Source organism: Hyphomicrobium denitrificans ATCC 51888 (genome assembly GCF_000143145.1).
Lineage (GTDB): Bacteria > Pseudomonadota > Alphaproteobacteria > Rhizobiales > Hyphomicrobiaceae > Hyphomicrobium_B > Hyphomicrobium_B denitrificans.
This window is the reverse complement of record NC_014313.1, coordinates 674,627-695,701: the sequence shown is the minus strand read 5'-3', so window position 1 is coordinate 695,701 and position 21,075 is coordinate 674,627. Positions and strand designations below refer to the sequence as shown.

Annotated in this window: 25 protein-coding genes and 1 tRNA gene; 20 read left to right on the top strand and 6 right to left on the bottom strand. The window is 59.2% G+C overall.

The window, feature by feature from the left end:
- Positions 1 to 61 precede the first annotated feature (61 nt).
- The gene (ppk2, locus tag HDEN_RS03255; RefSeq protein ID WP_013214706.1) at positions 62 to 1,156 is read right to left on the bottom strand and encodes a polyphosphate kinase 2; all 1,095 of its coding nucleotides are present in this window, start codon (positions 1,154 to 1,156) and stop codon (positions 62 to 64) included.
- 447 nt (positions 1,157 to 1,603) lie between these two features.
- Here ppk2 and HDEN_RS03250 point away from each other — a divergent pair, with 447 nt between their 5' ends.
- The 14 genes from HDEN_RS03250 to HDEN_RS18540 all read left to right on the top strand — a co-directional run bounded on the left by HDEN_RS03250 (position 1,604) and on the right by HDEN_RS18540 (position 14,055).
- Positions 1,604 to 2,851, top strand: coding sequence for a tyrosine-type recombinase/integrase (locus tag HDEN_RS03250; RefSeq protein WP_013214705.1), 1,248 nt, complete (start codon positions 1,604 to 1,606; stop codon positions 2,849 to 2,851).
- A gap of 175 nt (positions 2,852 to 3,026) precedes the next feature.
- Positions 3,027 to 3,779 (top strand): nucleotidyltransferase family protein, encoded by a 753-nt coding sequence (locus tag HDEN_RS03245; RefSeq protein WP_013214704.1) that lies wholly within the window; start codon positions 3,027 to 3,029, stop codon positions 3,777 to 3,779.
- Positions 3,780 to 3,823: 44 nt separating this feature from the next.
- Positions 3,824 to 4,498, top strand: a complete 675-nt coding sequence (locus tag HDEN_RS03240) for a DUF6602 domain-containing protein (RefSeq protein ID WP_425337337.1) — start codon at positions 3,824 to 3,826, stop codon at positions 4,496 to 4,498.
- Positions 4,499 to 4,541: 43 nt separating this feature from the next.
- Positions 4,542 to 5,396 (top strand): hypothetical protein, encoded by an 855-nt coding sequence (locus HDEN_RS03235; RefSeq protein WP_013214702.1) that lies wholly within the window; start codon positions 4,542 to 4,544, stop codon positions 5,394 to 5,396.
- 285 nt (positions 5,397 to 5,681) lie between these two features.
- Positions 5,682 to 5,852, top strand: a complete 171-nt coding sequence (locus HDEN_RS18600; RefSeq protein ID WP_425337336.1) for a helix-turn-helix transcriptional regulator — start codon at positions 5,682 to 5,684, stop codon at positions 5,850 to 5,852.
- Complete coding sequence (locus tag HDEN_RS03230; RefSeq protein WP_013214701.1) at positions 5,849 to 6,532, top strand: hypothetical protein; 684 nt, start codon at positions 5,849 to 5,851, stop codon at positions 6,530 to 6,532. Before HDEN_RS18600 ends, HDEN_RS03230 begins: the two co-directional genes overlap by 4 nt.
- A 439-nt stretch (positions 6,533 to 6,971) precedes the next feature.
- Positions 6,972 to 9,047, top strand: a complete 2,076-nt coding sequence (locus HDEN_RS17675) for a DUF3987 domain-containing protein (protein ID WP_049775146.1) — start codon at positions 6,972 to 6,974, stop codon at positions 9,045 to 9,047.
- Between the two features lie 491 nt (positions 9,048 to 9,538).
- Positions 9,539 to 10,663 carry a hypothetical protein gene (locus HDEN_RS03215; protein ID WP_013214698.1) on the top strand — a complete coding sequence of 375 codons (1,125 nt, stop codon included), beginning with the start codon at positions 9,539 to 9,541 and terminating at the stop codon, positions 10,661 to 10,663.
- On the top strand, positions 10,660 to 11,442 hold the full coding sequence (locus HDEN_RS03210) for a hypothetical protein (RefSeq protein ID WP_013214697.1): 783 nt from the start codon (positions 10,660 to 10,662) through the stop codon (positions 11,440 to 11,442). The genes HDEN_RS03215 and HDEN_RS03210 overlap by 4 nt, the downstream gene beginning before the upstream one ends.
- Complete coding sequence (locus HDEN_RS17670) at positions 11,439 to 12,428, top strand: phospholipase D-like domain-containing protein (RefSeq protein WP_013214696.1); 990 nt, start codon at positions 11,439 to 11,441, stop codon at positions 12,426 to 12,428. The genes HDEN_RS03210 and HDEN_RS17670 overlap by 4 nt, the downstream gene beginning before the upstream one ends.
- Positions 12,429 to 12,725: 297 nt before the next feature.
- The gene (locus tag HDEN_RS17665; RefSeq protein ID WP_150103182.1) at positions 12,726 to 13,076 is read left to right on the top strand and encodes a hypothetical protein; all 351 of its coding nucleotides are present in this window, start codon (positions 12,726 to 12,728) and stop codon (positions 13,074 to 13,076) included.
- Positions 13,073 to 13,309: a phage tail assembly protein gene (locus HDEN_RS03195; protein ID WP_013214694.1), complete on the top strand. Its 237-nt coding sequence runs from the start codon at positions 13,073 to 13,075 to the stop codon at positions 13,307 to 13,309. Before HDEN_RS17665 ends, HDEN_RS03195 begins: the two co-directional genes overlap by 4 nt.
- Positions 13,306 to 13,770 carry a hypothetical protein gene (locus HDEN_RS03190; RefSeq protein ID WP_013214693.1) on the top strand — a complete coding sequence of 155 codons (465 nt, stop codon included), beginning with the start codon at positions 13,306 to 13,308 and terminating at the stop codon, positions 13,768 to 13,770. The genes HDEN_RS03195 and HDEN_RS03190 overlap by 4 nt, the downstream gene beginning before the upstream one ends.
- A 150-nt stretch (positions 13,771 to 13,920) precedes the next feature.
- Positions 13,921 to 14,055, top strand: coding sequence for a hypothetical protein (locus tag HDEN_RS18540; protein ID WP_013214692.1), 135 nt, complete (start codon positions 13,921 to 13,923; stop codon positions 14,053 to 14,055).
- 168 nt (positions 14,056 to 14,223) lie between these two features.
- On the opposite strand, the gene HDEN_RS03185 is transcribed toward HDEN_RS18540, so the two are convergent.
- Positions 14,224 to 14,316 (bottom strand) — tRNA-Ser (locus tag HDEN_RS03185).
- A 167-nt stretch (positions 14,317 to 14,483) separates the two neighbouring features.
- Here HDEN_RS03185 and HDEN_RS03180 point away from each other — a divergent pair.
- Positions 14,484 to 15,071 carry a hypothetical protein gene (locus HDEN_RS03180; RefSeq protein WP_013214691.1) on the top strand — a complete coding sequence of 196 codons (588 nt, stop codon included), beginning with the start codon at positions 14,484 to 14,486 and terminating at the stop codon, positions 15,069 to 15,071.
- 43 nt (positions 15,072 to 15,114) lie between these two features.
- Here the strand turns inward: HDEN_RS03180 and HDEN_RS03175 are convergent, their stop codons facing one another.
- Positions 15,115 to 15,390 carry an SEL1-like repeat protein gene (locus HDEN_RS03175; RefSeq protein ID WP_041921807.1) on the bottom strand — a complete coding sequence of 92 codons (276 nt, stop codon included), beginning with the start codon at positions 15,388 to 15,390 and terminating at the stop codon, positions 15,115 to 15,117.
- A 424-nt stretch (positions 15,391 to 15,814) separates the two neighbouring features.
- Here HDEN_RS03175 and HDEN_RS03170 point away from each other — a divergent pair, with 424 nt between their 5' ends.
- Positions 15,815 to 16,075 (top strand): hypothetical protein, encoded by a 261-nt coding sequence (locus tag HDEN_RS03170; RefSeq protein WP_245256709.1) that lies wholly within the window; start codon positions 15,815 to 15,817, stop codon positions 16,073 to 16,075.
- 33 nt (positions 16,076 to 16,108) lie between these two features.
- On the opposite strand, the gene HDEN_RS03165 is transcribed toward HDEN_RS03170, so the two are convergent.
- Together HDEN_RS03165 and HDEN_RS03160 are read right to left on the bottom strand one after the other, a co-directional pair.
- Complete coding sequence (locus tag HDEN_RS03165) at positions 16,109 to 16,762, bottom strand: glutathione S-transferase family protein (RefSeq protein ID WP_013214688.1); 654 nt, start codon at positions 16,760 to 16,762, stop codon at positions 16,109 to 16,111.
- 8 nt (positions 16,763 to 16,770) lie between these two features.
- Positions 16,771 to 17,739 (bottom strand): quinone oxidoreductase family protein, encoded by a 969-nt coding sequence (locus tag HDEN_RS03160; protein WP_013214687.1) that lies wholly within the window; start codon positions 17,737 to 17,739, stop codon positions 16,771 to 16,773.
- A gap of 199 nt (positions 17,740 to 17,938) precedes the next feature.
- Between HDEN_RS03160 and HDEN_RS03155 the strand changes: the two genes are divergently transcribed.
- The 4 genes from HDEN_RS03155 (at position 17,939) to HDEN_RS03145 (ending at position 20,753) form a co-directional block, all read left to right on the top strand.
- On the top strand, positions 17,939 to 18,352 hold the full coding sequence (locus HDEN_RS03155) for a hypothetical protein (RefSeq protein WP_013214686.1): 414 nt from the start codon (positions 17,939 to 17,941) through the stop codon (positions 18,350 to 18,352).
- A gap of 118 nt (positions 18,353 to 18,470) precedes the next feature.
- Positions 18,471 to 19,001 carry a DedA family protein gene (locus HDEN_RS03150; protein WP_013214685.1) on the top strand — a complete coding sequence of 177 codons (531 nt, stop codon included), beginning with the start codon at positions 18,471 to 18,473 and terminating at the stop codon, positions 18,999 to 19,001.
- A gap of 111 nt (positions 19,002 to 19,112) precedes the next feature.
- Positions 19,113 to 19,274: a hypothetical protein gene (locus HDEN_RS18275; protein ID WP_013214684.1), complete on the top strand. Its 162-nt coding sequence runs from the start codon at positions 19,113 to 19,115 to the stop codon at positions 19,272 to 19,274.
- Between the two features lie 99 nt (positions 19,275 to 19,373).
- Positions 19,374 to 20,753: a cytochrome P450 gene (locus HDEN_RS03145; protein WP_150103181.1), complete on the top strand. Its 1,380-nt coding sequence runs from the start codon at positions 19,374 to 19,376 to the stop codon at positions 20,751 to 20,753.
- Between the two features lie 188 nt (positions 20,754 to 20,941).
- On the opposite strand, the gene HDEN_RS18535 is transcribed toward HDEN_RS03145, so the two are convergent.
- A complete protein-coding gene (locus tag HDEN_RS18535; protein WP_280642183.1) occupies positions 20,942 to 21,064 on the bottom strand; it encodes a hypothetical protein in 123 nt (40 codons plus the stop codon).
- Positions 21,065 to 21,075 lie beyond the last annotated feature (11 nt).

Sequence of the window (21,075 nt, the reverse complement as noted above, 5' to 3'; positions counted from 1 at the left end):
CGGACCCGAGCAGGGTCCGCCACCACTTCCAGGCTCTTGCAAAGCGATTTTTTGCTGACGCCTATTGTTGGTTGATCCAACCGTTCTTTGGACTGTATTCGCCACGCTCATGAATGGTGCTGGCGCGACCGACCAGCAAATCATCCACTCTTCCGAGGCGGGCAAGATCCTTTTCGGGATACGGCATCGCGTGCAAAATGAAACGCATGGCGTTGAGCCGCGCGCGTTTCTTGTCGTCCGACTTGATCACGGTCCAAGGCGAGTCGGCAGTATCCGTATGAAAGAACATCGCCTCCTTGGCCTGGGTGTATACGTCCCACTTATCAAGTGAGGCTAGGTCGACGGGCGACAATTTCCATTGCTTCAGCGGATGTACTTTGCGTTCCCTGAACCGGCGACTTTGTTCCTCGCGGCTGACGGAAAACCAGAACTTGACGAGATGAATCCCGCTTCGGGTGAGATTGCGCTCAAAATCCGGCACCTCACGCAAAAACTCGCGATACTCTTCATCCGAACAGAAGCCCATCACGCGCTCGACGCCGGCGCGATTGTACCAGCTTCGATCGAACAGCACGATTTCGCCGAGCGTCGGCAGGTGCTGAACATACCTCTGGAAATACCATTGGCCGCGCTCCACCTCGTTCGGCTTCTCCAGCGCGACGACGCGCGCACCGCGCGGATTGAGATGTTCCATGAAACGCTTGATCGCGCCGCCTTTTCCTGCAGCATCGCGGCCTTCGAACAAAACGATGATGCGTTGACCCGCTTCCTTCACCCAGGACTGCAGCTTGAGCAGCTCCGTCTGAAGTATGAATTTCTCCTGCTCGTAATCACGGCGCAGCATCTTGAACTTGTAAGGATAGCCGCCATCGCGCCAATCGTCGGCAAGTTCGTCGCTGGTCCGGCGCGGCCTGCCGGACGGCTTGGGCAAGCCCAGCGCATCGCGTAGGCGGCTTGCGTCGTCTGGGGCGGCGCCCTCGACGATCGCCTCGATTCCGTCCGTCATGTTGGCATCGCCCGCCTTGGCCAGATCGGTGACCAGAGCAAGATCGGCGCCCTGAGCTGCCGCCGTCCGTTCGTCGGCAAATGCCGTTTGCGCGGCCTTGGAGAGGGCATTCCCATCCCGCTCGCCACTGGAGTTATTCGTCGGGATCATGCCATCCTCTCTCAAAACGGGTGCGTTTATGAAATCGATGGGGAGATTGTTGCAAATAAGCAGCGACGCGCCAATGCCGTGATTATGCGGGCCTGAGCTGCAGCGATCGTCAGGATCGACAATCCGTTAACAGCGCCCAATGCGCGCTGTGTCCAACTCGATCCCTAAGCACAAAAGCCCGGCGGTCAGCCAAAAGCACCGCCTTGCGGAACCGCCGAATAATGGACATCAGGAGCAGGTTGAATTCTGGCGGAGACGGAGTCCGTAGAACCATATCTTCTACGCGATTGCTATTCAGCCATTTTCTAAATCATAACTCACTGATTTATATCATAATATACGTATTTTTTCCGGGTATGGCGTACGCTGGCGTCCGCCGGTGTTCGGCTGAAACCATTAAAAAAAGTATGACTCGAAGTATGACCGCGCTTCGCGTATGGCGCGGGCATGGCCCTGCATAAACTTACAGACGCTTCGATCCGGTCTGCCGAAAAGAAAGCCCGCGACCCGAACGCGAAGGATCGAAAATCTATCCTCGCCGATGGCGGCGGACTGCACCTGCGCATTCGTGACAACGGCAGTTCCACTTGGTTCTTCGTCATTCGCGCGAATGGCAGGCGTCGAGAAATGGGGCTGGGAGTCTATCCATACGTCTCTCTCGCCGAAGCACGCACCCAAGCTGCCAATGCACGCCGCGCGGTGAAGGAAGGGCGCGACCCGATCAAAGAACGGGCGGCGGCTAAGGAGCCTGAGGCTTCGGCAGAAGTCGTGACCTTTGGCAAGTTTGCCGAGGACTATATCAAAAGCGTCGAAGACGGCTGGCGCAACGAAGTCCATCGGCAGCAGTGGCATAGCTCCCTGCGCGACCACGCGGCCGCACTCAAGAACATGCCGATCGCCGACATCGCGACCGATGACGTGCTTGCCGTATTGCAGCCGATCTGGCTGAAGAAGGCCGAAACCGCCAGCCGCGTGCGCGGTCGTATCGAGAAAATTCTGGACGCCGCCAAGGCGCGCAATCTGCGGCCGAGGGACGCGATGAATCCGGCTTCGTGGCGCGGCCACCTCGCGCTCCTGTTACCGAAGCAGCCGAAGCTGGCGCGCGGCCATCATGCCGCCCTTCCATACAAGGAAGCACCCGCATTCATGGTCGAGCTACGGAAGCGCCCTGCACTCGCGGCGCGTTGCCTTGAATTCGTGATCTTGACCGCCGCACGATCCGGCGAGGCATTGGGAGCAACATGGGGCGAAATCGATTTCGCGGAGAAGATTTGGACGGTGCCAGCCGGTCGCATGAAGGCTGGCGCAGAGCATGTCGTGCCCTTGAGCGAGGCGGCGATCACTTTACTCGAAACCCTCAAGCCAGAACGGCCCAAGCCCGCCAATCTGATATTCGCGGTCGGTGGCGCTGCCCGTAGCAACATGGCGATGGCAATGTTGTTGCGGCGTATGGGGCGCAGCGATCTGACCACGCACGGCTTCCGGTCCACCCTGCGGGATTGGGCTGGCGATACGACCAACTTCCCGCGCGACCTTATCGAGGCTGCGCTGGCGCATACGATCGAAAATAAAGCCGAGCGTGCATATCGGCGCGGAACGGCCATTGAGCAGCGGCGCGCGCTTATGGAGGCTTGGGCTGCTTATCTCTCTGAGGCGGCAGGTGCGAATGTCGTGCCGTTTTCGGCGGCTGGCTAGAATGCACCAATGCGGGTGCGGTAAGTCGCTTGCCGATAAGTACCGCGCCTAGACTTTGGCCGATTACTGTCAGGTTGTGTGTGGAGGTCATGCACGAGTGCTGACAAGAACGTTGGCTGTGACTCGAACTGGACGGGCCGTGGACGCAGCATGCAGCGTCGTTTAACTCTGAGGTATGAGCGATCAATATCTTGCCGGAATCCTGGTGCGTGAAACGGTTGATGTGAGTTCAACGTCGCCCGCCCTTGGCGCGGCCAACACGCTATTGCCGACGCTGCGTCAATGGGGCGGCCAATACCTCACCGCCGTCAATCCGAGCGGTTCATATGCTAAGGGCACGGCAAATCGTAGCGGCACGGACATTGACCTTTTTCTCTCGCTGGCGGAAAATACGCCCGACACACTCAAGCAAGTCTACGACACCTTATTCAACGCGATTTCACAGGCGGGTCATTCCCCGAGGCGGCAGAACGTGTCCATCGGCGTTCGCGTGAACGGCTGGGACGTGGACCTCGTGCCAGGCAAGAGGCAGAACGCTTGGACCACCGATCATAGCCTCTTCCGCCGCAAGGCGGACACATGGACCAAGACCAACATTGACACGCACATTGCCACTGTCCGGGCGTCGGGGAGATTGGCGGCGATCCGGGTGCTCAAGCTGTGGCGTAACCAGTGGGGCTTGGATTTTCCCTCATTCTATCTCGAACTTACGACCATAAATGCCCTATCGGGGACAAATCTCACCCTGAGCGGTCAGGTCGTGCATACTCTCACTCATCTCAAAGACCGGTTCGAAAATGCGCGCGTGGTCGATCCGTCGAACACAAACAACGTCATTTCGGATGATCTGAATGCGACCGAAAAGCGCGCGATCAGCAACGCTGCCGGAAGGGCACTTGCCAGTAATTGGGAGCAGCTAGTGCGATGAGCAGCTGGTCGCTCGAAACCGTGCTTGCGGGTTTCCACAGGGAAGTGAAGGCGCGCCTCGACAGCGCCCGCGCCACCTTCGCTCATCCCGGCACCAAGGGCGACGCCAGCGAGGCAGTATGGATAGACCTCTTCAACAAATATTTGCCGGAGCGATATAGCGCCGCGAAGTGCCATGTTGTGGATAGCTGCGGTGCGTTCAGCCAGCAAATCGACGTCGCCATCTTTGATCGTCAATATTCGCCATTCGTCGCCACGATCGAAGGCCAGTACATAATCCCGGCCGAAAGCGTCTATGCCGTCTTTGAGGCCAAGCAATCGGCAAACGCGAGCCATGTGGAATACGCGCAGGTCAAAGCCGAGTCCGTTCGAGTTTTGCACCGCACTAGCCTTCCGATCCCCAGCGCTGGCGGAGAGCTGCCGGCCAAGGTGCCGCAACCGATCCTTGCCGGGCTCCTGACATTTGAAAGCGACTGGTCGCCACCCCTTGGCCAGCCTTTGATGGACGCACTGTCGGCTGGCGACGGGGACAAGCGCCTTGATATCGGATGCGTGGCGGCTCACGGCTTTTTCTGGTGTGACGCTCACGGCCGCCACACAGCGACGCCAGGTGAGACAGCCGCAACCGCATTCCTATTCGAGCTCATCGCTCAGCTTCAGGCGGTTGCGACCGTGCCCATGATCGACGTCCGTGCGTATGCCTTATGGCTGCGCGGGTGAGCAACGCAACGCTGGGACTCGGAGCCGAGCCAAGTTGGCCGACATGAACGATACCGAACGGGAAGCGATCATCCTCAATTCGGCGTGGGAAATGATCGACGGCATGGTCAATTGGGCCATGTTCGTGAAGCCTGATCGCATAGAGATTTCAAATCTGCTCTTCGAGACGAGTCAAAATGCTCGCCTGTTTGTGATTCTGCTGGGTGACTTTCTGTCGGAAATTCGGGCGTTCAAACGCGATCCTGTTCCCCTCGGATTGAAGCGGGCGCCAAACAATGCACGGCTATCGGACCTTACGTTCCTGTTCCATCTTCGACAGGTTTGCGCTGACCCCAGGTTAGCGACCGACCCTGCCGCGCTGTCGGCGGCTGTCGAAGCGTTCGCGACTTGGCTGGAGGGGGAGTTCACTGCAACGGAAGTCAATCTCGGCTCAATCGGCATAGTCGCGAACTTGCGCGTTACGCGCTATCGCTATCTCAAGATGTGCGGGGATATTGCCAAGCACAGTCTCGCAAGGTTGGCGACCAATGTTGGTCATCTGCGTAAGCTACTGGTGGATGCAGGTCATCCAGTAAGTGAGCAGCACGCATATCTTGCGGTCGAAGATTTCTGGGGATGGTTTCAGCAAGACATTTTCATGTATCACTCCAGCCAAATTGCAGAGCTTCTGAACAACATCCGTTGGGGCATATACGATTATTTACAGCCAGAGTTTCGTCGATCGTGGCATCTCACCGAGAGAGCGACGCCTGGCTTTCCCATCTACGGCTATCGAGTGCCGGAGGAGATTTCCGAGCCGATCGCGGTTGCGATGTATTGGGAAGCCATGAACAGAACAAGAGAGCCGCCATATGTGCAGCGCTTCGTGATCCCGGACTACATGAAGAGGCGACACTGATCTGGGGATTGGGGATTTCATCCATGCCGTCTTCGGACGGCTGGTTACGGCCAGAAAATATCCGCCGATGACGGCAAAGCGGCACAAGGCTATTGTCACATGTGAGGCGGCCGCAGCGAAAGCGAAACTCAGGATGTCAGTGCCCACATAACCACCGCTAATCTGTCGTTGCGCCGTATTAATACAGCATAACAGGCCACCGAACCCGTCCTCACTCATAAGGCATCGTGCGCCATCCTTGTTTCACGCGCTGGCAATCCAGCTAGCCGAAACAAGGAGGGCGCAATGCTTTCACGATCAGACCTGGCCCGCGAGTTGGGCGTTGGCAGGGTTACTCTTTGGCGCTGGCAGCGCGAAGGAGTGATACCGGCTCCAGAGCGCATTAGCCGAACGCAAGTTGCTTACTGCCCCGAGGCTGTCGCGGCTATCCGCGTCTTTGCGGAGGCGGCCCAATGAGCGTTGTGAGCACCGCCGCCCGTTGGCTATCTGGGAAGGCTCGGCTCGTCGCCGACTTGCCCGCCGCCGAAACGAAACTCGCTGAACTAGAGGCAAAACGGCCCCACAGCGCCGATCCAGCCGAGCATATCAAATGGATCGAGGAATGCGACGCGGCTCGCCGCAATGTCGAGGCGCTGCGCGGCGCGCTGGCTATCGCCACGGCAGAAGCGGCGAAAGCTGAAGCGGCTCAAGTCGAATCGAACGCCAATGTCGAGCATGCCGCTGCAGAAAAACAGGCGAAGGCGGACGAAAAGCTGGTGCGCGCCGCGTTCACAGCCATCGAACGAGCGAGCGATGCGATCGAAGCGTTGGTCGCGTCGAATGCTGCGATCGAAGCCGCCAATGCCATCCGCGGTCAGCGTGCATGGATTGCCGATGCCGAAACGCGCGTAAGGCAGCGCCCTGGCGGGACGATCGATGCGGTTTTTGAGGATCGAACCTTCTGGTGCGATTCTGCGGGTAATCAGCCGACCATCTTCGTCACGGATCGCGAAACGGGTGAAATGCGTCCGCAAGAGGCTGGTTACAGCCGACGCGTCGAGCGGGTTTGCGTCCAGCCGGAGCGTATCATTCCGCCCACCATGCCGGACCGATTGGCGGAATTGCTGCCAGCGCTTCGTAAGGCGCTGACGGAATGACGCTCGCTTTCCTTCTCGCCCCGCCATGCGCGCCCGACGCCGAGCCAGACAAAATCTGGTTTCTCGACCGCGGCCGCCGCCTGCATCGCCTTCGCCGTGCCGGCGCACATGTCGTCGCGTCACGGCGCAACGGGCAGTCATTCCATGTCCCATGGCCAGTCAACGAGCCGGTGCTGCGTGGAGAAGCGTTCGCAGCGCATATCTTCGCAATCTGCTCCCAAACAAAAACGGCGACCGATTCCTGAAAAATCGATCGCCGCCTTTTTAGCCTAACCCGGCGCTGCAACGCCGGACAACCGTGAAGCGAGTCCCTCTTATGTCCTTTCCATATGCGCCAACAGGCGCCTTTAGTGCCCTCGAAATAGCCCGCGAGGCGGCGCTTGATCCTTCGCCTGGCCGGCTTCGCAATATCGTCGCTCTTGGGCGCGCCCTTGGCCAGATGGGGACCCCATGGCCCGCCGCTCTCGAAGAGATCGAGGCCGCGCTGTACGCTGACGGGCTGTTGCCTGCCGACAGGCCAAGCCAGCAACGCGCTTGGCGGCGGACGCTGGACGCCGCCAGCGATGCCTTCGACGAGGGCGCCGGCAAGGCCTTGCCGACGATCGCAGCCGAAGCGGTTGCCCAGGCCGATGATGGCGCGGAGGCATTGCGTCTCGTGCTCAATCGTTGTGCCACCTTCGCCGACGATGCCGAAATCGTCGGCGCCGTTCGCGTGGCGCTCACCGCTGTTAGGCGTGCCGATGAAATGCTTGCCGCACCCTTCGGCTATTTGCGCGCTGAGCGTGCTTGGTTTGGTCGCGGTGAAGAGCTTGCCTCCGCCGAAGCGAAGGAACGCGCCGAAAGGGCGGAATGGGACGCCGAATGCGAAGCGCAGGAAATCTTCGCCGCCCTGCCACCCGATGCCGACTTCGCTACGGCCTTGCGCGATGCTCATCCGCATTTGACGGAGGAATTCGCCACCGACATCGCAGCCCGCGTTATCCGCCGGCTAAGCGAGCCGCCTGTCCGTCAATACATCCAGCCGACCGGCCCTGATCCATTCGCAGGCATTTGGGCCGAGCCGGATGAGGCGGCGACGGCGCTGCATGAGAAAGCGAAAGTGATGTTAGAAGAACGTCAAATCGGGTTCGATCCGGCTGCAGCCATTCTCGCACTCGAATTGAGGGCGCAAACGGCCGGAACGCCTGAGGCGCTTGCTCTCGCCACAGCCCTGAAGCGCGAACGACTGGGCATGAACGTGCCCATTGAAGCGGATGAGCCGGAATCGGAACCACTAAAGTCGGATGCCCGCTTGGCGGACCTCTGCTCGCCGCCGGGCCTTGTCGGCGATATTATCGATTGGATGGAGGCCAGCAGCGACAGGCCGAACCGCGCCCTTATGCTTGGCGCTGCGCTCACTTTTGTCGCTACGCTGGCAGGGCGCAAGTTCGCTACGCCGTCCAACCTCCGAACCAACAACTACATGGTGACGCTGGCGCCTTCTGGCCATGGTAAGGATCACGCAATCGGGCGCATCAAAGCATTGGCAGCCGCAGCCGGACTTGACCGCTATGTCGGCCCCGCGCGGATCATGTCCGCCAGCGCTTTGCGTAAGCTGATCGCTCGCGAGCCATCCGCCGCATGCTTCATGGACGAATTTGGCGGCTTCATGGGGCAAATCCACGATCGGCGCGCCGGAATGCACAACGCCATGATCCGGTTTGATCTGCTGGAAATGTTTAGCGCGGCGGGGACTTTCTTTGCTGGAGCCGAATATGCAGCTGAACCGGCGGCTAAGGTATTTGCGCCGAATTTTTCGATTTCCGGTACAAGCACGCCGGAATCATTCTGGTCATCGCTATCGTCGCTTTCCGCATCGGATGGCCTGCTGGCGCGCTTGATCCTGCTTGATGTGACGGGGCCGAAGCCCGCGCGCGTCAAACCCCGATTGTCGCCCAACGATGTTCCAGCCGACCTGATCGATGCTGTGCGTCGGCTTGCGGAAAGGGGTGGCAATCTCGCCTCCATTTCATCTGATCGCGCGCCCAAGGCCGTCACCGTGGCGCTGGACGCCGACGCCGAGGCAATCGACGCCGGGAACATCGCGGAGCTAGATGCCGCTGAAGCCGCGACGAACCCCGAAGCAATGCCGTTCCTGAACCGCGTGCGGGAACACGCGCTGAAGTTGGCTCTTGTCGTCGCGGTCGGCTGCAATCCGAACACGCCCGTTATCACCGGCCCGGTGCTGAATTGGGCGTATAGACTGGCACGTCTGTCGGCTGCTACATTGATCCGCGAGAGCACCGACCGTATAGCCGACAATGAGCGCGGCGATGCGGTGAACCGCATCCTGCGCATGATCCGCGTGGCCGGCAATGCCGGCGTCACGGCTGGGAGGATCGCCGACAAACAGCGCGGCGTCGATGCGCGCCTTCGCGATCAAATCCTTCGCGACCTTGTGGAAGCCGGACGGGTGCGCCTCGATCGTCAATCTGGCACAGGCGGGCGGGCACGCGAACGCTACATTGCGGCGTGAACTTTCGTCCCCGAACATGGGGATGAAAGCAGGGGACGAAAGCAAAGCCAAAACTTTCGCCCCGACCTTTCGTCCCTTTCGTCCCGCTTTCATCCCCGGCTTTTGGGACGAAAGTTTGGGCCTCAAAGCCGCAGAAAACCTAGATTCTTCTATTCAATTTTCCTTTCATCCCTTTTGTCCCTAGGCACCCCCGATTTTTTCGTTCTGAGACGCCTCTCTTGTGGGGCCTAGGGGATGAAAGGGACAAAAGGGACGAAAGCAAAGAGGAAGTGCGGAGATTGTTTCCGGTCGGCTCGAATGATCCGAAGGGAAACAAAGGTGGGGATAGCTCTGCTCTCAACCCCTCAACCTGTGCGCGACTCAGTTAGGTCTGGTTGACGATGCCGAATCTGTCAGGCCGCCGAGTGGGCTGTTGACGGCTTTCGGTTCGTAAGCGCAGCGGCGCCAGCTTCTGCGAAAAATGTTCACCCGCCAATCGTCCGATAGCCAAGATGGTTCTTCTCAAGCATTCAGCTTTCCCACCCAATGTCGGCCTTGCAGACCTCAGCGGTGTCTCAAAAATCTTCTACCATCTCCGCCAACGCTTTTACCCTGTCGAATTCGCGGACCTGTGCACACTGATCGACGAAATCGTTTTGCGGGAGCATATCGTCCTTGTTGGCAAAATCGAAACGACACCGGCGCAATACATTCAAGCCATCCAACCACTAATCAATGCGAAGGTTTTCCAGATTTTGGCTGAACCTTTTCGCCCCATAAGGACCGAAACGTCATCAGCAGCGCTGTTAGCCGCCGCTCAGGCGGCCGGACGCGATGGTTTGACAGCAGCCATGGTGAAGGATGCTGACCTGGAGGTGACGCGCCTTCTTGGCGCGGAAGCCAAGTTCGGCAGACCCGCTACCGTCTTGCTTCGAAATCTTCATAACTTCGGAGTCAACCGCCGTCCCAAATTCGAGCACGGCGTCATTGATCTCGTTCAGCGCAATAGACGACTCGCGGATGACGCGCGTGCACTGCACGCTGAGATTCAGCGAAATGGCGTTCCTGTAAGGGGGTTCGTCCACCTCGACGTTCCCCCGCTCGCGTTGGCAGTTCTAAAAAATTCCGCGTCGTTCGAGCAAGTCATCGAACGGATTTTGGATATGCGCGATACGGCATCCGTCCTAAGGCACGACACGTCTGTTTTGATCGAGCGCCTATCCAATCCCGCGACCACCGTTGAAATGCACGCCGAACTCATTCGCAACTGGGAAAAGAAATGGCGGAAGTCTTGGGACAGTGCGATCGCGGAGAAGATATTTATCTGTAATACGTCGACGGTCTTTCTGGCAAAGGGTGCCGAGCTCGTAAGGTCGCTAGGTGATATTCAATCCTGGTCCGATGCGGCATTGAAAGGCATCGCGCTCTTTCGCGACGTGCGTGAGGCAACAAGTATTGACGCGCTTCGCCCGGTTCATACTCCGGTCCGAAATTACCTTTTGTCGTCACGAGGCCAGATGAAGGCGGTTGTTTCGCGAGTGTTCGAAAAAGACCCTCAGGTCATCGACGCCCTGATGAAACGTTTGGTTGCTCCAAATTCTCTTTGGCGCAAAGCTTTTCGTATCGAAAGCCCATGACCTTAACTCTTGCCAACGGGCGATTGGACCATACCGAAACCATGACTCAAGAGCTCTCCGGCATTGCCGATGATATGACCAGCCTTCTACCGCTGTTTCGGGATGGTGGTTCGATATCTGGACTGATTTTGCCAACGGAACACGCTGCGCGGTTTAAGGCGATGGCGATCGACGCAAAAGCGATGCTCGATCAGCAATTAGGCCGAGCTAACGACTATTCGATGAACCTTCTACATGCCGTGAATTCGGGCGCTGGTGGTTATTTTGGCGGCCCGTCATATGCATCTGTCGAAGAAGCTGCACAGATTGTCCGCGCGGGCATTGGCGCAATTAGCAGAAGCGCCGCAAAGCCGGTATCAGTGGGCATAACGCGCCCTGCCTATGTCGATCCCGTTCGCACCGCGCAGCTTCGGGCACTTATTAGCGATAAATGGGATTTCTCTCGGCTGGTCGAACTCTGCCGCGAACTCAATGTTGCAGCAGCCAATCAATGCCATATGTCGACCGGCTTCCTGCTCCGATCAATTATGAACCATGTGGCGCCGATTTTCGGCTTTGAAAGCTTTGCCCGAGTAGCTAGCGAATATCCGTTCGCAAAATCGGTGAAGGCAGGGATGCAGCGCCTGCAGGGCCAAGGCCGCGACGGTGCCGACTTCCATCTGCACCAACCGATACGGACCCAAGAAAGCCTTCCCACAGCGACGCAGGTGGCATTTTCACAGGAATTGGACGTGCTCCTGAGCGAAGTCATCCGCGTGGCGCGAGCGTCCGGCGAATGACTGTGCCGAGGCTGACCATCGACGCTAACTGTGTGATCAACGTTTTCGATCCTGTTCGAGACAGTGCGACTTCGGTTGATGAGCTGCGCGCGCTCATCCGCTATGCAATGGAAAACAAGGTCGAAATTGCGGTCACGACGCGGCTAGAGGCTGATCTGTTACGTGATCGAAACGAAATGCGTCGCGCAAAACTGCTCTCCATGCTGGAGATGTTTCCCATCGTCAGCACGGTCGGACGGTGGGACGTTTCTATATGGGATGGCGATGTGTTTGCGGACAAGCGAACGGCCCGCCTAAATGATGAAATTCAGCAGATTATCTTTCCCGGCCTCACCCCTGCCGACGCCCGTTACAGCAATAAGATAAACGACGTCGATCATTTGACGGGCCACGTCATCGACTGTCGCGATATCTTCGTGACTGATGATCGGGGCATCCTACGCCGCCGGGACCAGTTGCGGCATGGCCCTGGTGTCGTTGTGATGACGCCGGCAGAAGCGCTGGCACACGTCGACCACATCGTTCTGAGATCGACTCCGCGCACCTTGCCTACAGACGGCATATCGCCTGACTATCATTCACGCGCGCTCAGAGGAGTCGTCGCGTTCGATTATACGAATAACAATCACCGCTATGCGTTAGGTGAAGCACAGCATTTGTTTGAAACCATGTGGTCGAAGGCTAGCAATGTTGCAATCTACGCGTACACCGATGCGCCAAGCATCGACGCTCTGGCTTTGGCGAAAGGCGCGGTGGCGATTAGTAAAGTGACTGACGCGGAGGCGTTTGACTATTCGTCTCGTGTCAGAACCGCCAACCTTGGTCAAATCATCCTCTGGCGTAACGTGAATGGCCTATACGGCGCGACCCGCGTGGTTGGCATCAAAGATGACAGTCGCGGTGATGCAATCAATGAATTGATATTTGAATACGTGCTCCTTCCCGATGGTAGCCGAGATTTCTCAGGGAGTGGCTTGCTGCCCTGAAAAAAGCCGTGGGTCCTTCCAAGGCCCCCACCACCACGGGTAACGCCCGAACCCCGGAGTATCGCTAGACAATAGTTTCGAATCGAAACTTGTTTCGACTGCCCGCCGAAACGAAATATAAAATGGCAAAAATCCGTTTGTTTCGATCATTCGGGCCGGTGATATCGATGTAAATCAGGCTACCAGAATGGTCCCGACAAGGGCGGCTAAAGCTACCACCATCGCGGCATGCTTATTCAACGCGAACCCTATCGGAAACCGTCTCGCATTACGATTCCGGCGCATGCACATCCACTGGTGCGCCTCGTCTTTCAACTAATGCGGGACAACGGTAAAACCTATGATGCTCTGGAATGGGATTCGGGCATCCTGCGCTCGACAATCAAAAGCTGGCGCAACGAAAAGACGCCGAGTCTTCAATCGATCGAAGCAACGCTAGGGGCGTTTGGCTGGCAGCTGGTGCCGGTGCCGCCGCTGGAAAATCTGCCCGCCGACGTGCGCGATGCGCTAGACGAAATCGGCCAGCATTTCCGATCAGATGAGGAAACCCTTGGTGCGGCGTTGGCGGCGATCAATGGACGCGCGGGCGGGCCGGCGTGTGGCGGTCGTTATCGCGAACGCGGTGCGTATTGGCGGACGGCGGCATGATGAAAATCCGCCTCGAACACCCGATCGACTCAGGTCTGCGCGATATTGGACCGGCGGAATTTTGCCTGGTGCGTAATCTGCGTGCCGATGAGCTTGAGGCGCTGGCTGACGCGGAACCGGACGAGGTTCTGGCGCGGATCACGGGGTTGTCGCCTTTCATGGTCACACGTCTGACGCCGGCCGATCGCACCAACATTCAAGCCGCCCGTGCGGCGGAGAGGGGAGGTTTATGAGAAATTTTGCAGAAGAGTTGGCCCAAGCCAAGGCCCGGCTGGCCGATGCCGAAGCCGCGCTAACGGCTGGCGTCAATCCATATGCCGAGCAAAACGTGGCCACGCATCGCGCGCGCGTTGCGCGACTGGAGGCGGAAGCCGGACATTTCGCGCCGGAACCCAATGCGCCCGCGCCTGTCTCCGAGCCGATTGCAGCCGCACCTATACCAAAGCCCGCCCGGCAACTCACCGGAACGCGCGAAGAACAGCTGCGCCGCCTGGCTCGCGCGATGGAGGCGGACGAACGCGCCCTTGCCGAAGCTATTGCCGTCGGCACGACGCCTGACGAGTTCGCGCTACAGATAGTCGAAGATCGTGACCCGGAAGCCGTTGCGCTGCGGATTGCCTATTCGCACGGGCCGGTGACGCGCAAGGCTACTCCGGATGTGGAGGAAATGGTGCAGCGGATTCTCAACGCCTAGCCAAACTTTTTTCCTCATGCGCGACGGACAAATCCGTCACGTCAACGGATATATCCGTATACGGAGTTTGTTAGCCAAAGACCCATGATTTCGAGCCGGGCGGCGACACGCATGGCATGGTGCGCCCGTCATATCGAACCGGAGACAATCATGACCGATACGCCGGATGCGCTCGCATGGAAGGTGCGCCGCCTGGCTCGCGCGATCGAAAACAATTGGCACGCGTCGCAAGTGCGCGCGATATCGGAATCGATCATGCGCGATGTCGAGTCATCCGATGCGTGAAGCGTTGCGAGAACTGTATCGCGATGCAGGTCAGACGGGCGAAAGCCGTGGATAGTTAGACGAGGCCGGACGCGTGCGGACGGCTAAGGACTTCAAAGCCTCCACGTATGACCAGACGTATGACTGGCCTACAAAAACGTCCGAAAACACAATAAAATCAACAACATATGGCGGAGACGGAGGGATTCGAACCCTCGATACGCCTTTAAAGCGTATGACGATTTAGCAAACCGTTGCCTTCAGCCACTCGGCCACGTCTCCCCAAACCAGTGGGTCGCAACCCTATAGAGGCGCGCCCGCTGCAATGCAAGCAACCCTCCTTCGTTTCCCTGACCTTTCCCCGAAACGTAAGAGTTGTCCTGTTCGTCGCCGTAAAGTCGTCCTACTGTGCTGAAATCAGTGTCGCTCTCAGCCGGATGGAAGGCGCCGTGTCGACCGCATTGAAATTACAAACTTGCGTCGTTTCGCTGATGCTGGTGACCGGCGCGGCAGGCGCGGCAGACATTTGCGTCAAATGCACCGGCCCCGATGCAAGCTATGATTGCGTCGTCAACGGCTCGCCGTCGGCCGATACGGTCACGAAGCTCTATTGCATCACGGCCCTGGCGAAAGTCGGACCCCACGCAAGTTGCGCCATTGACCGCGCCAGCGTGTCCCCCTGCCAGGGAGAGCGCAAGGAATTCACGCTTCCCGCGAGTGTTGACGGACCATTCGGAGCCCCGCTCGAGCAAAACGCCGGCACGCCCGCGCTTCCCGCTGACGGTGTCACACCGGTCGCCGGTCAGGAGCAGGTTGGCGAACAGCCCCCGCCGCAAACGGCGAACGACGCGCCACCGAAAACCGTGAAGGACATGGTCGAGAAGAGCCAGGTCTCCGCGAGTCTTGCGGAGACGCAGAAGTCAGCCGGAGACGCTGCCAAATCGGCTGGAACGGCGCTCGAGAAGGCAGGGTCCGCCGTCGGGTCTGCCGCCAAGACATCGTGGAAATGTCTCTCGTCGTTTTTCTCGAACTGCTGAATGCCGCCAACGTCCGCTGTCGATCGCTGACGCGTGCAAGCACTCAGTGGACGGTCGACAGCCATTCGCGCGCGCGCTTCTGCGCCCGCATGATTTCCGCCTTGCTCATATCGCGTGCAAGCTCGAGGCGATAACGCTTGGCCTCGTCATTGCCGCGCATCGCAGCGATATTGAACCACTTGTGAGCTTCGACGAGATCGAGCGTTCCATCGCGGCCCGTGCAACAGCTAAGGCCAAGTTCGAAAAGCGCGTCGTGGTGACCGCCGCCTTGGGCTGCGTATCCTCCGATCTCACGCGATAACATGTCCATACGCGACATTTTTTTTAAGTCTCCATTGAGCGCCACAACGCTGGTGAAGGGTTGCGAAAGCTTCGAGCCATCAGTCGGCATCTCGCCCTCGCGGCGCGCAATCAGAATTGCAGCGGATGGATGAAATCTCGTAAAAAGCTTCGAAAAATCTCTGTAATACCTGGAGAATCTTCGTTTCCGCACCGACAAGCTTTGGCGGAAATCGGCACATTTCGCCCGAAATGCGGCATACCGTTACGACTGCTTAACGACGGTTGTCATCTTTGGCTAACCATGTTTTGAATCAGGCTATGGGGCAGCCTGTCGGTCGCGCAGGGCAGCGCGACATTCAGCGATGGTTCAGCCTCGGTTCGCTAACCATGATCGCGTTGACGGAGAACGTCTTCGCCGAGGGGGTTCGGAGGGCCGGGACGGAATGTTCCGGACGAGGGATATGAAGCAGACATTCGTTTGCCGTGCGCTCGCGCTTGCGAGTTTCCTGGCGCTTGCGGGCTGCGCTCAAGATGGTGCATCCCGGCCGTCCTATATCGGTCTCATGGATCTGACGCCGGCTGAAGCCAGCGCCCAGACAGTCGCGGCGGAGCCGCCGTCTGAAGCAACGCGGTACGTGCAATCGAACAAAGTGCTCGGCGCGATGGCGTTCCAGCGCATCACCGGCCGCACAGTCGATCCGGAACGCCTCAACGGCAAATAATCGACGACGTCGCGCGATCACGCCCGAGCCGGATCAACCGGCTTCGGGCTTCTTGAGCGCCAGACCACGCACGACCGCGGGACGTTCCGCAATGCGTGCGAGCCAGGCTTCGATATTCGGAAACTTGCGAACATCCTGGCCGATATCAGCCCAGACGCGCGTCCATGTGAAATTCGCGATATCCGCGATGGAGTAGGTGCCCGCGATGTACTCGCGCCCCTGCAAGCGCTTTTCGAGGACGCCGAACAGCCGCTCGACTTCTTTCCCATAGCGATCGATGGCGTAGGGTATCTTGTCAGGCGCCACATTCTTGAAGTGCTTGTACTGCCCGGCCATCGGACCGAGGCCACCGACCTGCCAGAACAGCCACTGATCGATCTCCGCCTTCGTACGTTCATTCGACGGATAGAACGCGCCGAACTTGCGCCCGAGGTATTGCAGAATCGCGCCCGATTCAAAAATCGAAAGCGGCTGTCCATCGGGGCCATCGGGATCAACGATCGCCGGGATGCGGTTATTCGGTGAAACCGCAAGAAACTCCGGCGCGAATTGTTCGCCCTTCGTGATGTCGATGAATTGCGTACGATAAGGCGTACCAAGCTCTTCGAGCATGATCGCGATTTTGTATCCGTTTGGAGTCGTCCAAAAATAGAGCTTGATCGGCTCGTCGAGTCCGTCGTCCTGCATGTCTGACCTTATGGAACAAGAATGATGGAGCCGGTCGTGCGGCGTCCGGCTAAATCGCGATGAGCTTCGTCAGCTGCCTTCAACGCGTAACGATGGTTGACCGCGATCTTGATTTTTCCGGCCAGGACCATCGCAAACAGATCCGCAGCGTTCTGCTCGAGATCCTGCCGTTTCGCGGTATAGGCGAAAAGCGACGGACGCGTGGCGAACAGCGAGCCCTTCAACGCCGTCAGCTCGAACGGCGGGACAGGACCCGAAGAGTTGCCGAACGAGACCCACAGTCCCATCGGCTTCAGGCAGTCGAGCGATTTCGGAAACGTGTCCTTGCCGACGGAATCATAGACGACGTCGCAGCCAGCGCCGTTCGTCAGTTCCGCGACGCGCGCCACGAAATCTTCGCGCTTGGTATTGATCGTGTGCGTGCAGCCGTAGGCTTTCGCCAGCTCGGCCTTCTCATCCGTGCTGACCGTGCCGATGATTGTCGCGCCAAGCGCGTGCGCCCATTGGCATGCGATCAGCCCGACCCCGCCTGCCGCGGCGTGAAACAGCATGACCGTCCCCGGACCGACCTTGAACGTCTCGCGCAATAGATAGCGCGCCGTCATGCCCTGCAGCATCATGGCTGCGGCTGTGTCGTAGGTGATGCCGTCCGGAAGTTTGATCAGCTTGTCCGCCGGAACCCGCCGCGTGTCGACGTAAGCTCCCGGAACGCTTCCGTAGGCCGCTCTGTCGCCGACCTTGAAGCCTACGACATCCGGCCCGACCGCCAGCACCTCTCCCGCGCCCTCCGAGCCGAGAATCGCCGGCAGGCTCGGAAGCTTGTAGAGACCATCACGCTGATAGATATCGATGAAGTTGACACCGATGGCGTGCTGCTTGAGCAGAACCTCGCCCGGCCCCGGCTGTCCGGCGTCGACCTGCTCGTATTGCAAAACCTCTGGCCCGCCATAGGCGTGAACTCGCACCGCATACGCCATAATCACGGCTCCTTTTTTCCAGGATTTTCGGTCACATACAGCCTGACGGCGAATCCTTCGTCACGCCAACAGGCAATTCGCCGCTTCATGGCGCCTCCGCCACGAGTCTGCCATGCTCACTTTCTACGGCCCATAAAACTATAAATCGGGATTCGCTTTGACCATTTTGGGATTTACGTCCGACTTCAGAGGACTTCGATTGATCGCAGCGCTCGCGACGTGCTTCGAACTCGCGGGATGCGCCGGCGCTCCGGACCCGGCGTTCGCGCAGCAGCGTGGCCTGAAGTGCGTCGACGACAGCAATGTCTGCATCAGCCAGCGCAAGATGGTGTTCGACTCCTATATGGCCGACAAATCCCGCGCCTGGATGAAACAGCCCGCCGGCCCGCACGAATATGCCTCCGGCGTCCGCCTGATGGCTTACAGCAAGATGCGAAAGGACTTGTCGTGTGAACAGCTTGCCCACGCCAAGGAGGAAGCCGACCGCGGTCCAGCCTCGCTCAGCGGCGGCTCCTACGTCGGGCTCACGACAGCGCAGGTGGCACGCGGCGCAATGCTCGCCCGCGAGGTATCGCGCGAGCTTGCCAACGAAATGGCGCGTCGCTGCCGATAAAACCGTCGATCCTTGAAGATACGCTTCCGTTTCCTTATGTCGCCGGGACAGCGCTCGACACTGCCCCCAGTCATCGCGGACGTTCACACCTCGCCCGCCTCAACGCGAAAGCACATTCATGAACGTTCAGGACTTCGTCGATGCCATCGTTGCGTTCGTCCGGGCCAACGAAGGCTGGGCGGGACCGGTTGCGTTCCTCGTCGCCTTTCTCGAAAGCTTTTGCTTTCTCTCGATCCTTTGGCCGGGAACCGCAATCCTGATCGGCATATCGGCGCTTCTCGCCAAGAGCGGCGTCGAGATGAGCATCATGGGTCCGGCGATCATCTGGGCGGCCGTCGGCGGCTCGCTTGGCTATGCCGTATCGTATTGGATCGGGCTCTATTACAAAGACGGCATTCGCGAGATTTGGCCGTTTAGCCGGAACCCGGCGATGGTCGAACGCGGCCAGGAGTTTTTCCAGAAATGGGGAGCGATCGGCGTCTTCTTCGGGCACTTCTTTGGACCCGTCCGCGCCGTAATCCCCGTCATTGCCGGCATGTACGCAGTGCCGCAGTGGCAGTTTCAACTCGCCAATGTGACATCGGCGTTCATTTGGGCCGCAGGCATCATTGCGCCGACCTACTTCGGGATGAGCTATTTGCTGAAGTGAGGCGGTAGGACGCTGCGGAAGCTTGCGTCGGCAAGGCCAATCCCTTAGAGGAGCGGTTCGATTTGGCGTCGCACCGGCGCTTTCGCAACCCGCTATGGCCGAGGCCTTTCCATGTCCAAGACATCTCTCAAGAACATTCAGAAGCAGAAGAAGAAGGCCAGCCGCACCATTCCGCGTCCGGCACAATCGCGCATTCAAGGCAATACCGCAGGCGTCCGGACTCGTCTGAAGAAGCTGGCCGGCAAGGCCCGCGCCGCCAAGGCATCGGCCTGAGCGACTGACACAGAAGACCTGGATCAGGCTCAGCTATTCACCGGCTGCGCCTGACCAGTCGCCCCGGCCGGATCGGCATGGTTGGTTGGCGTTCGCGACGTGAACACGATACCGCCTCCCGAAAAGCTCTACCCACCGACGGTTCAGCCGCCCGAGCGAGCGCTGCCGTTGCCGCGATTTATTGCTCGCTTCATTCGCAATCCCCTTCAGGCACTCCCGCGCGCTGTCTACACCGAGCCCGTCGTCACCTACGGCTCGAAGCGCCCGTTGGTCACCTGGGTCACCGATCCGGCGCTGATCGAGCGCATCCTCCTCAAAGACGTTGAGCACTTTCCGAAGACGCCGCTCGACCGCCGCGTGCTGACGCCCATGCTCGGCAACGGCATCCTGACCGCGGAAGGTGAAAGCTGGCGCTGGCAGCGAAAAATCGCGAGCCCGATGTTTCGCTACGCCGAGATCCTGGCCTACGTGCCGGCGATGGTGGAAGCGACCGAGCAGCTCCTCGACACCTGGAAGCAGCGCGGGCACGCGTTCACGACCGATGTCGAAGACGCGATGACGGAAACGACGTTCTCGGTCATCGCACGCACGGTTCTGGCAGGCATCGACGAAACCGAAGCGAGCGCGGTTAAACACGCGGCACGAACGTATCTGGATCGCATTTCGTGGGAAGTCGCAGCCGCGATTTTGCGTCTCCCTCCGACGATGTGGCACCCTGGAAAAGCCAACATGCGCACCTCCGCAAAGGAGGTGCGCACGATCGTCGAGCGCCTGCTCGCGCAGCGCCGCGCACAGCCCGGATCAGGCAATGATCTCGTCGCTCGCTTGATCAGCGCGCGCGATCCCGCGACCGGCGAGCAGATGTCCGACGCCACGATCGTCGACAATCTGGCGACGTTCCTGTTTGCGGGTCACGAAACGACCGCCAAGGCTTTGACCTGGACGCTCTATCTGCTCGCACGCGCGCCGCAATGGCAGGATCGCCTGCGGGATGAGGTGCGGCACGCCTTGCGCACTTCGCAACGCGTCAGCCCCGGAACCATCGAGCGCTTGCCGTTGACGTTACGCGTGCTGAAAGAGTCGCTGCGCCTCTACCCTCCGGCGCCGGTCATGACGCGGCTCGCGAACCAGGATCTCGACCTCGCAGGCACGCACGTGCCGAGAGGATCGTTGATCGTCATTCCGATTTTCGTCCTGCATCGCCACCAGCGCTTATGGGACGATCCCGGCCGCTTCGATCCGGACAGGTTTCTCCCCGAGAACGAAGCCAAATATCCGCGCACGCAGTTCATGCCGTTCGGCTTCGGCCCTCGCATCTGCATCGGATCGTCGTTCGCGCTGATCGAGGCGACCGCAATCCTCGCGACGCTATTGCAAGGCGCACGGTTCGAATGGGACGGACGCCATGCTCCGGAGCCCGTGAGCCGCGTAACGCTCAGGCCTAAGGGCGGCATGCCGCTGATCGTCAAGCCGCTCTGACGCCCGCGCAGGCGCGCTTCGCACCGTTAGCGTTTCGTTTACCGAAATTACCGCTCCGCGAATTTTCATTTCGCATTTCACGCAATCCCGTGAGCGGGATCGCAATCACTTGCTGCTATGTTTTGTCGCACAAGCAAAAGCTGCCTCCAAAGGAGAGGCTAACGACAATGGCAAAGATCTTTTATGCCCTAGCTGCAATCGCACCAGGCGGATTCATCCTTCTCGCAGCCATCGGAATTCTTCACGTCGTCCGCGTCGGACTTCGTGAACGCCGACAGCGTCAGACGGCCGGATTGCCCGCCTGACGTCATCGCCGACGCGC